This window comes from Bacillus sp. DNRA2 (genome assembly GCF_012843265.1).
Lineage (GTDB): Bacteria > Bacillota > Bacilli > Bacillales > Cytobacillaceae > Bacillus_BU.
In genome coordinates this window covers 46561-62336 of record NZ_JABAIT010000021.1, presented here as the reverse complement: position 1 = coordinate 62336, position 15776 = coordinate 46561, and the positions used below count along the sequence as shown (strand labels likewise).

Here is a 15776-nt window from a genome sequence, read left to right as displayed (position 1 = left end):
CTCTTTTTGCATTTCTTAGGCTGTGTTAAACAAGAATGTTGATTTCCGCTCCAGGCACTTCGCTTTCCGCAGGGCTAGTTGGGAGCCTCCTCGGCGCATTCGCGCCTGTGGGGTCTCCCATACCAGCTACTCCTGCAGGAGTCTTCGTGCCTTCCGCTCCAATCAACTTGTGAAAAATCTTTCTTAGCTTTAACACAGCCTTTTATTAAAATCCTAAAATCGCTTTAATGACTGAAGTCGTTTCGCCACCGTGATAAAAAACGTAAAGCAGTAGATATACCGCAACTCCGGTAATCCCTGTAAAAAACCATATAATACTTGTTATCGGTCCCATTTTTCTATGTAATGAAAGATTATTTTTATAACCAGAAATAAGAGAAATAATTCCAAGAACAGCACCAATTGTTGCTAAACTAATATGAAAGATAAGGAAGATTGTATAATATATCTTAATATCGTCTGGACCACCAAAAGCTGTATTACCGATGAAAATGGTTCTACTTGCATAGATTAAAAAGAATATGACCGCAAAAATAGCCGCCAAAGTCATCGTCTTTTTGTGGGCGTCTCGTTTCCGTTGCTTAATTTGGGCCCAGCCAATCGCAACGGTAATCGCACTTAGAACGATAAACGTTGTACTAATTGTTGGTAACACTGGTACTGAATTCATACATTAACCCCTCCAATAAAATAACTATTACTTAACAAGTTTATGGTAATATTCTTTATATTTCAACGAATACCTGCTTTTTTCTACATATTTCTTACCAGTGCATTGATTTCTGCTCCACGCAACTCGGTCCGATTAATTCCAACAATTTTTTTATAAAAAAAGGCACCTTTTGGGGCGCCTTGTTATTAGTATTCAGCTAAGTTTGGATAGAGTGCTGGATCTCCTTCTTCATCTATGTTTTCTGACTTATCTTTCTTGTACCAGCTAAAGAACACCTGTGCCAAAACAACCCCGTAAACAACTTCCTGTATGATTTTCATAAGTACTCCACCAAGTTGTTGATCATCAATTAGCGATAATGAATTGAACATTTCAGGACCACTTAAATCTAGTGAGGCTAATGTCGTTGATGGAACACACAATTGTAAAGCTTGCATCCAAGCATTTGGATCTGAGAACGTTGCATACATCGGACTATCTGCAAAAATAATCAACGCACATGCTGGTGTAATTAAAATACCATCAGCAAAAATATAGCCGATTTTTTTCAAGCCACTTAGCGTCTGATATTCCTCTACCTTGTTAACTAATGGCCACCACATAAATAGCGCGACAACAAACAATATTGATGTATAGCCCGCATGCATCCACATATTCGTCTTAATGACGTCGAAAATGAGTGGAACATGGTAAAACGAAAACATACCATTAAATAAGATTAAGGCGATTAATGGTCTGGTAAAGAACTGAAACAACGGTTTAACCATCCGGTTGTTTAATACTTTTCTCCAAATCCAATTCGGTATTCCCACAATAAATATCGGTGCTATGACCAAATACAGCATGGCCATTTGAATCATATGGGCATAAAACATTAAATGCCCCATAAGGTCAAGTGGAGAACCTTTTATCGCATACAATAAAACCATGGCAGTTGTAAATAAAATACCTTCTTTTTTCGTCAGCTTTTCGCTGTTTGAAAATTTATCTTGAAATGTTACTGTGATGAGGAAAAATCCTACTAAAATCGCGATTAAGGCGATTAAAAAATAAGGACTCCATAGAGCACGAAAACCAAATACATCAAGTACCGGCATAAATTCTCACCTCTAATTTATTATCCACTTATTAATAAGCGGACACGATCGTTCATAAATTCGGAGTGCCATCCATAATTTCAAAAAGGAAATCGGTACACACCGATTTCCTCTTGATTGACTAGCTTCGAATTACCACCAAACAATTGTCATGAAAGCCAATACTGTTACAGCACCTACAAATGCCCCTGAATAAAGGAATAGAGATGGTGCTTCATGACCTTTATGACTCATATGCATGAAGTAATATAATTGGAAAATTAATTGAACAACAGCTAATAGAATAATAAACGGAACCGTGAACCAGGCTGAAAAACCATCATATGCAACTGCTGCAAAAGCAATCAACGTTAAGAAAATCATTAAAGCAAATGAAATGACTTGATATTTCATTTCCTCCTTATTTTTCTTACGACGATATTCAATGTCCACTCTAGGGTTCGCTGAATTTGATTGTTGATTTGCCATCAGTTATCCCACCATTCCCATTAAATATACTACTGTAAAGATAAAAATCCACACAACGTCAATAAAGTGCCAGTAAAGGCTAGCTAAGTAATACTTAGGTGCATTGTAGAGGCTTAATCCTCTCTTAGCATTGCGAATGATTAACGTTGTAATCCATAATAGACCAAACGCAACGTGACCACCATGGAAACCTACTAAAGTGTAGAAAGCTGAACCAAATGCACTGCTTGTAAATGTGTGATGGAATTCATGAACATAATGATTAAACTCATAAACTTCCAATCCTAAGAAACAAGCACCCAAAAGAACAGTTACTCCAAGCCAAAGCTGCATTTTTTTAAATTCAAAGTTCTTCATGTGGTACATTGCATATACACTTGTCAATGAACTGAATAAAAGGAGCATAGTTGCAGTTAATGTTAACGGAATTTCAAATAAATCTTTTGCTAAAGCATGTTCTGCACTAGGTACCTTATCTTTTAATGCTAAATATGTTGCAAATAGTGAAGCAAACAATACTGTTTCTCCACCAAGAAAGAACCAAAAGCCTAAGAATTTATTTTTGCCTTCAAGGGTGGCTTTTTCAGGCGAAGCAGGCCAATTTTCCAACGTCATTTTTGTTTCATGAGCAGCCATTATGCCTTAACCCCCTTATCCTCATTTTCTAACTCTTCTTTATGAATATGATAGCCATGATCATCTTTAATAGATCGAACGAACATCGAACCAAGTGTAATGACAAATCCGCCAATTAAAACTGGTAGACCCCAGCTGTAATCTGTCCGGTACATTGCCCCAAATGCAACTACAAATAAACCGAAAGCAATCATAAATGGAATGAATGAGTTGTTTGGCATATGAATATCTCCAAGCGGTTCAGCTGGTGTCATTTCCGTTTTACCATTCATTTTTTCAATCCAATATGCATCTAGACCACGAACAAGTGGAAGTTGCTTGAAGTTGTAATAAGGTGCTGGTGATGAAATTGACCATTCAAGCGTACGTCCGTCTCCCCAAGGGTCATTACCAACACGTTTGTTTTTCACAGTAGTAATAACGACGTTGATTAACAATAATGTAACCGCAACCGCCATGAACAGTGCTCCAATTGTACTTACAAGGTTACCTGTCTCTAAGCCTTGACCAGGTAAGAATGTGAAGATACGACGTGGCATCCCCATAAGTCCTAAGAAATGCTGAACAAAGAAAGTTAAGTGGAAACCAATTAGGAATAACCAGAAGGTAATTTTTCCTAATGTTTCATTTAAAATTGTACCGAACATTTTTGGCCAATATAGGTGAGCTCCACCTAATAGCGCTAACACAACCCCACCTACGATTACGTAGTGGAAGTGAGCTACTACGAAATAAGTATCATGGAACTGATAGTCTTGAGCTGCAGCAGAGAGCATTACCCCTGTTACCCCACCGGCAACGAATGAAGGAATAAACGCAACCGCATAATGCATCGCAGCAGTAAACTTAATACTACCGCCCCACAATGTAAATAACCAGTTAAAGATTTTAATACCAGTTGGCACAGCAATCGCCATTGTTGCAACCGCAAAAATTGCATTAGCTACTGGACCCATTCCTGTTGTAAACATGTGGTGAGCCCAAACCATGAATCCTAAGAAACCGATTAATACTGTCGCAAAAACCATTGATGAATATCCGAATAGTCTCTTTCTTGAGAAGATTGGGATAATTTCCGAGAAAATACCAAATGCAGGTAATATCAAGATATAAACTTCAGGATGTCCGAAGATCCAGAAGAAGTGTTCCCAAATAATTGTGTTACCACCATTGGCAACATCAAAGAAGTTTGCACCAAATAAGCGGTCAAAAATCATTAAGAACAAGCCAATTGTTAATGGCGGCATTGCAAATAAAATTAGTGCAGAAGTTACAAATGTTGTCCAAGTAAACATTGGCATCCGCATGTATGTCATACCAGGTGCTCTCATTGTAATAATCGTTACGAGGAAGTTAATCCCCCCGATGATTGTACCAGCACCAGAAATCTGTAAACCCAAAGCATAAAAGTCAATACCATGACCTTTAGAAGCTAGCGAAAGTGACGCATATGACGTCCACCCAGCATCTGGAGCTCCTCCAAGAAACCATGAAAGGTTTAGAAAAATTCCACCGAATAAAAATAACCAAAATCCTAATGCATTTAAAAATGGAAACGCAACGTCGCGTGCCCCAATTTGTAATGGCATAACTGCATTCATAAAGGCAAATACCAATGGCATAGCCGCTAAGAAAATCATCGTTGTACCGTGCATGGTCAATAATTCATTAAAAAGTCCAGCACTAACAAAATCATTATTTGGAACCGCAAGTTGAATACGGATAAACATTGCTTCTAAACCACCGATAACAAAGAAAAGTCCACCGGCGATTAAGTATAAAATCGCAATTTTCTTATGGTCAACAGTTGTTAAATAATCCCATACTGTTGCTCCAAACCCCTTCTTTTGAGCGTAGGTACTCACAGTTTAACCTCCCTTTTCTACAAAGATCCCCTTTTAATCCTGAACCTTTAAGCCCATTAAGTATGCAGCCAAAGCATCAATTTGCTTGTCTGTTAATTGACCATATGTGCCAGTCATTTTATTTCCAGGCTTGAAGCTTTCAGGGTCTTTAATCCATTTCTTCAATGATTCTTCATCGTGATCTAAAATTCCGGCAACGCGAGAACGGTCACCAAAGTTTGTTAAGTTTGGTGCAAGACGAGCTGCTTCTGGTGTTGCATTGGATGGTGTTACAGCATGACAACCAACACAGCTTTTATTAAAGATATCTTGACCTTCTTTTGCTAAAGCACTTTCTGCTTTTGCAGGTTGTTTAACAGCTTTCATATCTTTAACCCATTGATCAAATTCAGCACGTGAAACGGCTTTCACTTTGAAATCCATTAAAGCATGTGACGGACCGCATAGTTCCGCACATTTACCATAGAATAAATTCCCAGCTTCATCAGCTTTTTTACCATCAAACTTTAACCAGAATTTATTAACGTTATCTACGTTCGTATCCATTTTTCCGCCTGCTGGTGGAATCCAGAACGAATGTTTAACATCAGATGCTTTTAAATTGAAATAAACTTTTTCATTAGTTGGAACGACTAATTCCTGTCCAGTCACAATACCTAAATCAGGATATTCAAATTCCCACCAGTATAAACTAGCACGTACGTTAACGACTAATTTACCTTCTGAACCATCATTCTTTTTGTCCATTTGCTTAACATCTGCAAACTTAAATGTTGCAGCAACAGTCGGAACTGCCAATATAAGCAGCAGGACAATAGGGATAACTGTCCACAAAATTTCCAAAGTATGACTTCCTTCAACCTGCTTCGGAATGCGATCGTCCTTACGACGGAAGCGTGTCATTACAATAATGAAAATGATTGTAACAACAATGATTACCCCTACCATGATTCCCGTACTTAGCTTCATTAGGTTGTATTGCGTTTCAGCTACTTCACCAGCAGGCGTTAACGCAGACAAAAATGATTTGCCACAGCCGGAAAGCATGAGCACTAAGACGGAAAATAATGAAATTAGATGCCACTTTGCAAGCCTTTTCATTGCTTTACCAAACCCCTCTTTCGTAAAATAAATAAAAATTTCTAGTTTAAAAATATGGATAAACCCTATCCTTATTTCCCCTTTAATAAGGAAAGGATTTCCTACAAAATTAAATGAGTGTTACAATGACCATTGCTACAAACATAATCGTTAAATATTGTAGCGAATAAACAAACATAAGCTTGGCCCATTTAATATCATCAAATTTTTTATTGCCAATTATCCCCAATGCCAACCAGCCTACATTAAGTAATGTAGCCAATATTAGAAATGGAAGACCCAAAGTTGTTAAGAAAAATGGTAGTGGCAATAAAGAAATAATCCAAATGATGATATGTTTTTTAGTAGTTTTGAATCCCTTTACAACTGGGAGCATGGGTATACCTGCTGCCCGATATTCGTCTACTCTTCGCATTGCCAAGGCATAAAAATGAGGTGGTTGCCATGCAAACATGATAAAGAACAAGATCCATGCTACGATATCCAAATTTGCATCTACTGCAGCCCAACCGATTAGTGGTGGTACTGCACCTGATATACTTCCAACAATTGTATTTGAAACATAAAGCCGTTTAGACCACATCGTATAAAGTCCAACATAGCTTATCACTCCAACTAAGCCAATAATAGCTGCTGAAAATGTTGTAAACACCAAAAATAATAAACCAGTGATAATAAATGCTAAGCCCATAAAGATAACCATGTATGGATTTGCTTTTCCCGTTACCGTTGGTCTGTTTTTCGTTCTCTGCATTAAATGGTCGATATCTCGATCGTAATAATTGTTAATCACACAGGAACCAGCAATAATCAATGAGGAACCTATTAATGTAAATAAAACAATATCTAAGTGATCAAGGAAGTGCTGACCCGTAAAATGCAAAGCGAGCCAAATTCCCGTAAATGTTGTAATCAAATTCGAATTGACTATACCTATTTTAATCAATGCAAAGAAATCCTTAAGCACTGAGGTATGTGGAATTTCTGTTTGGCCAGGTTCTAAAACTGCTCCACCTAAGCTCTTTGGATTCGACATTTTTCCTTCCTCCTCTTCCCTGCCACTGAAGAAACCTCTGTATAAATCTGACTGTTCTTCCCTTTAGTTTTGGGCGGATTTTTATCAATAAAAGAGATTTTAGATAAACACTGTTTACAACTTAATAATAATATTAATTATTTACCTATACCAAAAACATTTCATTTCTCACTGTATATTAAATCACACTTTTAATGTTTTTTGTGAAGTTTTTTTGAACATTTTTTATTTTTTTTACTAGAAGTTAACAAAAATAACAAATTTGTTATACGGTCCCAATGGAAAATTTTTATTCCCCTAAAGCTTTTCCCACTATTTATTCAAATAATATTATAATATTTATAAATAGAACATTTAGATGTAATTTTTATTATAAGATAAAAATTCTAATAGTTGTAAAATTATGCTTTATTGTGTACTATCGAATAGTCATCATGTCGATTTATCGAAATTTGCTTTTTTTATTATACACGTCAACACGAAATTGTGACATTTTTTTAAACTTTTTAGGATGTGATATTTTTGCAAAGGTCTCTAAAAGCTTTGGCCGTCATCACAACAATCGGGATGTTATTTGTTCTAATTGGTGGTGCACTTGTTACAAAAACCGGCTCTGGTTTAGGGTGTGGGCGATCCTGGCCATTATGTAATGGCGAATTTGTTCCTACCAATATTACCCCTGAGTTAATTATTGAGTTAGCTCATCGGTTAGTGTCCGGATCTGTAGGATTCTTAGTGCTTACCCTTTCTATTTGGACATGGAAATCAATTGGACATATCCGCGAAACTAAATTCCTTGCGTTCCTATCATTTTTCTTTTTAGTGTTACAGGGACTAATCGGGGCAGCAGCAGTTGTTTGGCAGCAAAGCAAGTTCGTTTTAGCACTTCATTTTGGTATTTCACTTATTTCATTCGCAGCTGTGCTACTTTTAACACTCCTTATTTTTGAAATTGATAAAAAGTTTGATGCAGATAAGCTCATTATCGACAAGCGGATGCAAAAGCACATTATCGGCGTGACAATATATAGCTATATGGTTGTTTATACTGGAGCACTTGTAAGACACAAAAAAGCTAGTTTAGTTTGTGCTGATTGGCCGCTTTGTAACAATAATTCATCCCTTTTACCTACTAACTTAAACGAATGGATCCAAATGGGCCACCGCGCATTTGCTGCCCTTATATTCTTATGGATTGGCTACATTACCTACATGGCAATTAAGAATTATAAGCACCAAAAGGTAATCTATTGGGGCTGGATTGTCTCTTTTATTCTGGTTTGTCTACAGGTGATTGCAGGCGCATTGATCGTATTTAGCAAATTAAATCTTTACATTGCCCTTCTACATGCATTTTTTATCTCTTGTCTATTTGGATTACTTTGTTACTTCTTGTTACTAGTTTCAAGGAGCAAGAAAAATGAGCATGTTCTAAACGCTAGTTCTCCATTTACCGATAAAAAAACAAACTCATATTAAAAAAAGGTCTGAATGATTGCTCAGGTGCAATCACTCAGACCTTTTTTGTTTTTTCATTTATTTCACAAGTTCAATTAGTAAATCTCCAGTTTGAATCGCTTCACCATTTTTTACGTAAATATCCTTAATGACACCTGTAAACGGTGCTTGAACAGTCGTTTCCATTTTCATTGCTTCGGTAATGATTAAATGATCACCACGATTTACTTTTTCACCTTTTTCAACTACAACCTTAATGACCGTACCCGGCATTGTTGCAGCAATATGACTTTCATTACTTGAATCGGCCTTAATTTTAGCGACAACGGTTGTTTTAATACTTTCGTCTTTGACAACAATTTCACGTGGTTGTCCGTTTAATTCAAAGTAGACAATTCTAGTTCCATCAGCCTGAGCTTGACCAATTGATACAAGTTTAACAATTAATGTTTTACCTTTTTCAATTTCAACCTCAATTTCTTCTCCAAGACGAAGACCATAGAAGAAGGTTGGCGTGTCAAGGACAGAGATATCACCAAACATATCGAGTTTCTTTGTATAATCAACAAATACTTTCGGATAAAGAGCATAAGAAAGTACATCAACATCACTTGCAGCTCTACCAATTTCTGCTGATACTTTCTGCTTTAACGCTGTAAAATCAACCGGCTCAAGGAGTTCACCAGGTCGAACCGTAATTGGCATTTTGTCTTTCAATATCACCTTTTGTAGCTCTTCAGGGAAACCACCATACGGCTGGCCCAAATAACCTTCAAAGAACTCCACAACTGAATCTGGAAAGTCTAGTACAGCACCCTTTGTAAGGACATCTTCTTCTGACAAATCATTTTGAACCATAAATAATGCCATATCACCTACTATTTTTGAAGATGGAGTTACTTTAACTACATCCCCAAACATTTGGTTTACACGGGCATACATACGTTTCACATCATCCCATTGATCGCCTAACCCCACACCCTTCGCTTGCTGTTGAAGGTTGCTGTATTGACCTCCAGGCATCTCATGTTGATACACCTCAGTGTGTGGTGCCATCATTCCTGACTCAAAATCACTGTAAAACTTTCGTACATCTTCCCAATAATGAGATAACTGCTCTAGCGCTTCAATGTTTACTTGAGGCTTACGCTCAGTACCTTCAAGCGCATAGTAAAGTGTGTTAGCGCTTGGCTGAGAAGTTAAACCTGCCATGGTACTTAAAGCCACATCTACGATATCGACGCCAGCTTCAATCGCACGAGCATAAGTGTAAATTCCATTTCCACTTGTATCATGAGTGTGAAGATGAATAGGAATATTAATCGTTTCCTTTAATTCAGAAATAAGACGGTAAGCTGCCTGCGGCTTTAATAAGCCAGCCATATCTTTAATCCCAAGAACATGTGCACCTTGTAGCTCCAGTTCCTTCGCAAGCTCTTTATAGTACTGAATGGTATACTTCGTTCTTGTTGGGTCATCGATGTCACCGGTATAACAAATGGCAGCTTCGGCAATTTTTCCTTGTTGGCGTACAGCATCAATCGCCACTTCCATACCACGGACCCAGTTTAAACTATCGAATATTCTAAATACATCAATACCAGTCTCAGCTGATTTCTTTACGAATTCACGGATTACATTATCTGGATAGTTCTTATATCCGACTGCATTGGATGCACGTAATAACATTTGGAACATAACGTTCGGAATTTCTTTTCGTAATTCCTTTAATCTAATCCAAGGATCTTCATTTAAGAAACGATAAGCTACATCAAAAGTTGCCCCGCCCCACATTTCAAACGAAAACATTTCTGGCAAAAGTTTCGCTGTTGGCTCAGCGATATGTTTAATATCTGTTGAGCGAACACGAGTTGCTAATAATGACTGATGGGCATCGCGGAATGTTGTATCTGTAAGCAATACATTATTTTGCTTTTTGATCCAATTAACAACGCCTTCTGGACCTTCGGCATCAAGGATTTGCTTTGTGCCATTTTTATAGTCGAAATCAAAATTCAACTTAGGAGTCCTTGGTTTATCAAATACCGGCTGCTTTTTCTTTTCGATTCCCGGGAACCCATTAACAGTAACGTTAGCAATATAGGAAAGCATCTTTGTACCGCGGTCTTTACTTGGTGTAAACTCAAACAATTCTGGAGTGGTATCGATAAATGAAGTATCGTACTCACCTTTTTGGAATTTTGGATGCTTCACCACATTCTCAAGGAATGGAATGTTCGTTTTAATACCACGAATCCGGAATTCTCTAAGGTTACGGATCATTTTAGCTGCAGCTAACTCAAACGACGGACCAAAGGTTGTTAATTTTACTAATAATGAGTCATAGTAAGGTGTAATGACAGAACCTGTGAAAGCATTCCCTGCATCTAAACGAACACCAAATCCGCCTCCAGAACGATATGCCATTATTTTTCCGGTATCAGGCATAAAATTATTTAATGGATCTTCTGTCGTAACACGAGATTGAATGGCATAACCATGTACTTTAATATCACCTTGCTGTGGAATTCCAACAACATCACCGTGTAATGGGTGTCCTTCAGCAATAAGGATTTGAGAAATGACAATATCAACACCAGTAATCATTTCAGTCACAGTGTGCTCGACCTGAATACGAGGATTAACTTCAATAAAGTAGAAATCGTCTCCTGCTACTAAAAATTCCACTGTCCCAGCATTTACGTAGTCCACATTTTCCATTAACTGGACCGCAGCCTGACAAATTCTTTCGCGCAAATCATTTGGAACATTGACACTAGGTGCAACCTCAACGACCTTTTGATGGCGTCTTTGCACAGAGCAATCACGCTCATATAAATGAACAATATTTTGGTGCTGGTCACCAAGAATCTGTACTTCAATATGTTTTGGATTTAATATTAATTTTTCCACATAAACTTCATCACTACCGAAAGCAGCTTTTGCTTCTGATTTAGCGCGTGAATAAGCTTCCTGAACCTCATCCTTGTCATTAACGATCCGCATACCGCGTCCGCCGCCGCCTAAAGCAGCTTTAATAATGATTGGGAAACCATGCTTTTCTCCAAATTCACTCACTTCAGTTACATCTTTAACTGGACCGTCGCTCCCTGGGATAATCGGGATATTGGCAAGTTCTGCTTGAGAACGAGCCTTCACCTTATCACCAAACATATCAAGATGTCTTGATTCTGGACCGATAAAGATAATCCCTTCCTCTTCACAACGACGAGCAAAGTCAATATTTTCAGACAAGAAACCATAACCAGGATGAATCGCATCAACCTCGCTATGTTTGGCAATGGCAATGATTCCATCGATGTCTAAGTAAGCATCAATCGGCTTTTTGCCTTCACCGATTAAGTAAGCTTCATCAGCTTTGTAACGATGGTAAGCACTCGAATCTTCTTTTGAATAAATCGCAACAGTTCGAATATTTAATTCATTACAAGCCCGGAAAACCCTGATTGCAATCTCGCCACGATTGGCAACCAATACTTTAGTAATACGTTGCTGCATTTTTCGAATCACTCCATTTTTCTGTATTTTACAAAAGCGCGAAGGGAGTTACCCCTCGCGCTCATGAAGGAAAATTGATTGTTCCAGTGATATTCTTTTTTGAAAGACTCGACTGTTTTTCACTTTCCTTATGTTTATATTTTTGTTCGTAATTTACGAACATTGATACATTGACTAATATCCCCATTGCAAATGAGAGTTGTAAAATTGAAGAACCCCCGTAGCTTACAAATGGCAGCGGAACACCTGTTAATGGAATCAATCCGGAAATACCCGCAAGATTGGTGAACGATTGGATTCCAATCATGCTAGAAATCCCGACAGCGAGCAGGGTTCCAAATGGGTCCTTACACTTAAGCGCTGTGTAAATTCCCTTTAAGACAACAAATCCTAATGAGAGAATAACAAACGCTACTCCCCAAACACCAAGTTCCTCAGCAATTACAGCCATAATAAAATCCGTATGGGATTCTGGTAAATAACCGAGTTTTTGGACACTTTGACCAAGCCCCAATCCATTTACCCCCCCGGAGCCAAGCGCGAGGAATGAATTCACAAGCTGATATCCAGAGCCTTGCTCATCACTAAAAGGATCATTAAAAGCCTCAAAACGGCTTAATCTCGTTTCTGAAAATATTTCATCCTGTAATACGAGGACAAAAGGTAATACCAACACAGCACCGATAAGAATGAGCTTCATGATATTTTTAATATTCATCCCAGAAGCAATAATTATCATCGCTGCAATCGAAAAAATAATTGCTGCTGTGCCAAAATCAGGCTGCACCGCAACCAACACACAGACGAATACAAGATAAATAACAGGTGGTACAACCCCATGATTAAATTCATTAATATAGGATTGTTTTTTGGCATAAACAGCGGATAAATAAATGATAACGCCTATTTTAACAAATTCAGAAGGCTGAATACTTCTGCTTCCGAGCTGGAACCAGCTTTGTGCATTTCCGGCAACATGTCCAAAAATGAACAGCGCAGAAAGCATCACTAGAGAGCCAACAACAATAATACCTAGGATTTTGTTACTTTTCATGATTTTATAGGGAAAGATGGACATAAACACAAAGACAAACAAGCCTGCAATTAAATGAAGCTTTTGTTTTTGGTAAAAGAAATCACTGCTGACGTCATAACGCTGTACAGCAGAAACCATGCTTGAACTATAAATCATAACTAACCCAAATAAAGACAACAGCACCAAAACAATAATTAATGAATAATCATATGATTTTATGATTTTTTTTAGCATTCAACCTCTTCCTCATCTTCTAGGTTGTTTTAGTTATTCTATCATTCTACTCGATATCCTGCTTTAGGAGGAAGAAAAGATAGAATTATTTTAGCATAAGAACTCAAGAGTTCCTATACTTATTATCATATTTGTCATCGAAATTTTTATTTTATTTTTATTATTCCAAAATTATTTTATGGAAAAATAAACAAAAAAACTCAAACAATTGATGTTGTTTGAGTTTTATTTGACTATTTTTTTTGAGAAGCTTCGTGCAATGAGGAAAGCTCTCGTTCCAGTTGATCTATTATATCTTTACCTACTTTATCATCGACAAGGCCCAATCGGACTGCGAAATCTATCTCGCGGGACAATCCAAACATTTGTGTATCCAAGACCTCTTCATATAGTGGGCATTGAGGCATTGTAAGGTTGTCCATTTGCACCTTAATAAGCTTTAATATCTTATCAGCGTCCGCCTTTAATAAGGCATTTGCTTTTTCTCGATGATCGACGACCATTTCTGACGCCAACATTGATCCCCCCGTTTCCGAGCGATTACCTATACTTCTTTAAATTTTAACGTTTTCAAAGACAAATTGCAACAAAAAACGATAGTAACCATTTTAATAATATAAACCTCTAGCTAATGAAGCGTAGCAATAAAATGACATTTATCTGAATTATCGATATACTGAATACTAATGGCAAGCTGAGGAGGACATTTTAAATGGAAAATATCATACAAATTAAGGGAAAAGTTAAGTTTCCAATTACCATCGATCCAGGTGTGTGGATTTTTGATGACCGTAAAGTCGACTTAACCACCTATTTTCTTGAAGATCGTCAAAATCAAGAGGATGAATTAACAAAATATAAAAAAGATATTTCAAAGCAGTGGGACAAAGAAATTAAGGAGGGTGCTACGCCACCTCCAACTCCACAGCCAACTGGTCGTTTATTTGAAAAGGAAAAATTATTAAAGGGAACTTTTGCGATTCCGTTTAAGCCATTTTTAAAAAATGCTGAAGTCGAAGAAACTTCTCAAAGATTCATCATTCAAACTGCTGATAGTGAGATCGAAATTCCATTATCTGAAGCATACGAGCTTTTGTTTGGTTTTTCAATTGATGGAAAGCCGTTAAAAGAAGATGGACCTATTCACATTTATTATGGAGATGGCTCAAATAAGCACCAGCCAATTACAAATGTTAAGGGATTTCAAGTCATCTGATGGCCGAAGGGGGGAGGATTCCCCCCATTTTTGTGCCCTCGTACCCTAAAGAAGATCTGCCGCCAATTGGGCAAGGTTAGATCTCTCACCTTTGACTAACTTGACATGACCCGCAATTTTTTGCTCTTTAAATTTCTCAACAACATATGTAAGACCGTTGTTGTATGCATCCAAGTAGGGGTGATCAATTTGTTCTGGATCTCCCATCAGGACAATTTTACTTCCCTCACCTACACGAGTTAAGATGGTTTTCACTTCATGCTTCGTTAAATTTTGCGCCTCGTCGATAATAATATATTGATCAGGAATACTCCTTCCACGAATATAAGTAAGTGCTTCAACCTCTATTGAACCCATCCCAGCCAAAATAGCATCAAGCTCCCCAGGCTTTTTCGCATTGAATAAGTACTCTAAATTATCATAAATTGGCTGCATCCAAGGGCGCAGTTTTTCTTGTTTTTCGCCTGGTAAAAATCCTAAATCTTTACCGACCGGAACAATTGGTCGTGCGACTAATACTTTCTTATAATATCCCAAATCCTCCGTTTGCAATAACGCAGAGGCTAAAGCCAATAAGGTTTTCCCGGTTCCAGCTTTCCCAATCAACGTAACCAATGAGATATCTTTTCTAAGTAGTAATTCAATAGCCATTGTTTGCTGGACATTTCGTGGACGAATTCCCCAAACATGATCGTGATCGAATACTAATTTCTTGATTTTTTTCCCCAGCTGATCAACAATGCCCACTGCTGAAGCAGAGCCACCGAGAACATCCTTTAAAACGACAAATTGATGGGGATAATACGGTTGATTCGAAATCTCCGAAACCAAAATTTCATTTTTTTCATAAAACGTACTTATAATGGCTACATCCACAAATTTCTCAATAAACCCCATATAAATATGGTCCAAATCAACGACTCGATCACTTAAAAAATCCTCTGCAAAAAGACCAATTGCGTCTGCCTTAACACGGACAAGTGTATCTTTGCTTACAAGAATGACCGGTCGTCCATCTTCTTTTGTTTGCTCTTCTAAAAATAAATTTTTGGCTACCGCCAAAATGCGATTGTCATTTGTTTTTTCAACAAAAATCTCTTGTAATTGATGGAATGAGCGATGATTTAACTCAATTCGCAAATTCCCACCGTTTTCTAGAGGTATTTTCTCGTGCAGCTTACCTGATTCTCTTAAGCTGTCAATTAGACGTGAAACTTGTCTTGCATTTCTTCCTATTTCATCCATATATCTCTTTTTCGAGTCAACTTCTTCAAGTACAACGGCTGGTATTACAACTTCATTGTCCTCAAAAGAGAAGATGGAGTAAGGATCCTGTAACAAGACATTCGTATCTAAAACGTATATTTTACTCAATCGCACGCCTCCCGCTCTTCTTGTTCTACCCGTTCAGCTCGAACGAACCGCTTGTCAGATGGG

The 15776-nt window shown here is 37.6% G+C and carries 13 protein-coding genes; 2 read left to right on the top strand and 11 right to left on the bottom strand.

Translation table 11 applies throughout. From position 1 onward, the window contains the following. Nucleotides 1–205 precede the first annotated feature (205 nt). The 7 genes from HHO41_RS16790 to cyoE form a co-directional block, all read right to left on the bottom strand. Complete coding sequence (locus tag HHO41_RS16790) at nt 206–670, bottom strand: DUF420 domain-containing protein (protein WP_169100772.1); 465 nt, start codon at nt 668–670, stop codon at nt 206–208. A gap of 188 nt (nt 671–858) precedes the next feature. Further along, nucleotides 859–1770, bottom strand: a complete 912-nt coding sequence (ctaG, locus tag HHO41_RS16785) for a cytochrome c oxidase assembly factor CtaG (RefSeq protein WP_169100770.1) — start codon at nt 1768–1770, stop codon at nt 859–861. A 132-nt stretch (nt 1771–1902) separates the two neighbouring features. Beyond that, nucleotides 1903–2238, bottom strand: coding sequence for a cytochrome c oxidase subunit IVB (gene ctaF, locus HHO41_RS16780; protein ID WP_169100768.1), 336 nt, complete (start codon nt 2236–2238; stop codon nt 1903–1905). 3 nt (nt 2239–2241) lie between these two features. Then, complete coding sequence (locus tag HHO41_RS16775; protein ID WP_169100766.1) at nt 2242–2874, bottom strand: cytochrome c oxidase subunit 3; 633 nt, start codon at nt 2872–2874, stop codon at nt 2242–2244. Next, nucleotides 2874–4739 carry a cytochrome c oxidase subunit I gene (ctaD, locus tag HHO41_RS16770; protein ID WP_169100764.1) on the bottom strand — a complete coding sequence of 622 codons (1866 nt, stop codon included), beginning with the start codon at nt 4737–4739 and terminating at the stop codon, nt 2874–2876. Before ctaD ends, HHO41_RS16775 begins: the two co-directional genes overlap by 1 nt. 33 nt (nt 4740–4772) lie before the next feature. Continuing rightward, nucleotides 4773–5840 (bottom strand): cytochrome c oxidase subunit II, encoded by a 1068-nt coding sequence (gene coxB, locus HHO41_RS16765; RefSeq protein ID WP_169100762.1) that lies wholly within the window; start codon nt 5838–5840, stop codon nt 4773–4775. Nucleotides 5841–5949: 109 nt separating this feature from the next. Further along, nucleotides 5950–6876 carry a heme o synthase gene (gene cyoE, locus HHO41_RS16760; RefSeq protein WP_169100760.1) on the bottom strand — a complete coding sequence of 309 codons (927 nt, stop codon included), beginning with the start codon at nt 6874–6876 and terminating at the stop codon, nt 5950–5952. Between the two features lie 522 nt (nt 6877–7398). Between cyoE and HHO41_RS16755 the strand changes: the two genes are divergently transcribed. Next, complete coding sequence (locus HHO41_RS16755; RefSeq protein WP_169100758.1) at nt 7399–8355, top strand: COX15/CtaA family protein; 957 nt, start codon at nt 7399–7401, stop codon at nt 8353–8355. Between the two features lie 57 nt (nt 8356–8412). Here the strand turns inward: HHO41_RS16755 and pyc are convergent, their stop codons facing one another. The 3 genes from pyc to HHO41_RS16740 all read right to left on the bottom strand — a co-directional run bounded on the left by pyc (nt 8413) and on the right by HHO41_RS16740 (nt 13638). Next, nucleotides 8413–11853: a pyruvate carboxylase gene (gene pyc, locus HHO41_RS16750; RefSeq protein ID WP_169100756.1), complete on the bottom strand. Its 3441-nt coding sequence runs from the start codon at nt 11851–11853 to the stop codon at nt 8413–8415. Nucleotides 11854–11914: 61 nt separating this feature from the next. Beyond that, a complete protein-coding gene (locus HHO41_RS16745; RefSeq protein WP_169100754.1) occupies nt 11915–13123 on the bottom strand; it encodes an FtsW/RodA/SpoVE family cell cycle protein in 1209 nt (402 codons plus the stop codon). 233 nt (nt 13124–13356) lie between these two features. Beyond that, a complete protein-coding gene (locus tag HHO41_RS16740) occupies nt 13357–13638 on the bottom strand; it encodes an Fpa/YlaN family protein (protein WP_169100828.1) in 282 nt (93 codons plus the stop codon). 197 nt (nt 13639–13835) lie between these two features. Between HHO41_RS16740 and HHO41_RS16735 the strand changes: the two genes are divergently transcribed. Next, nucleotides 13836–14339 (top strand): peptidyl-prolyl cis-trans isomerase, encoded by a 504-nt coding sequence (locus tag HHO41_RS16735; protein WP_169100752.1) that lies wholly within the window; start codon nt 13836–13838, stop codon nt 14337–14339. 45 nt (nt 14340–14384) lie between these two features. Here HHO41_RS16735 and HHO41_RS16730 read toward each other — a convergent pair whose 3' ends face one another. Then, the gene (locus HHO41_RS16730; protein ID WP_169100750.1) at nt 14385–15713 is read right to left on the bottom strand and encodes a PhoH family protein; all 1329 of its coding nucleotides are present in this window, start codon (nt 15711–15713) and stop codon (nt 14385–14387) included. Nucleotides 15714–15776 lie beyond the last annotated feature (63 nt).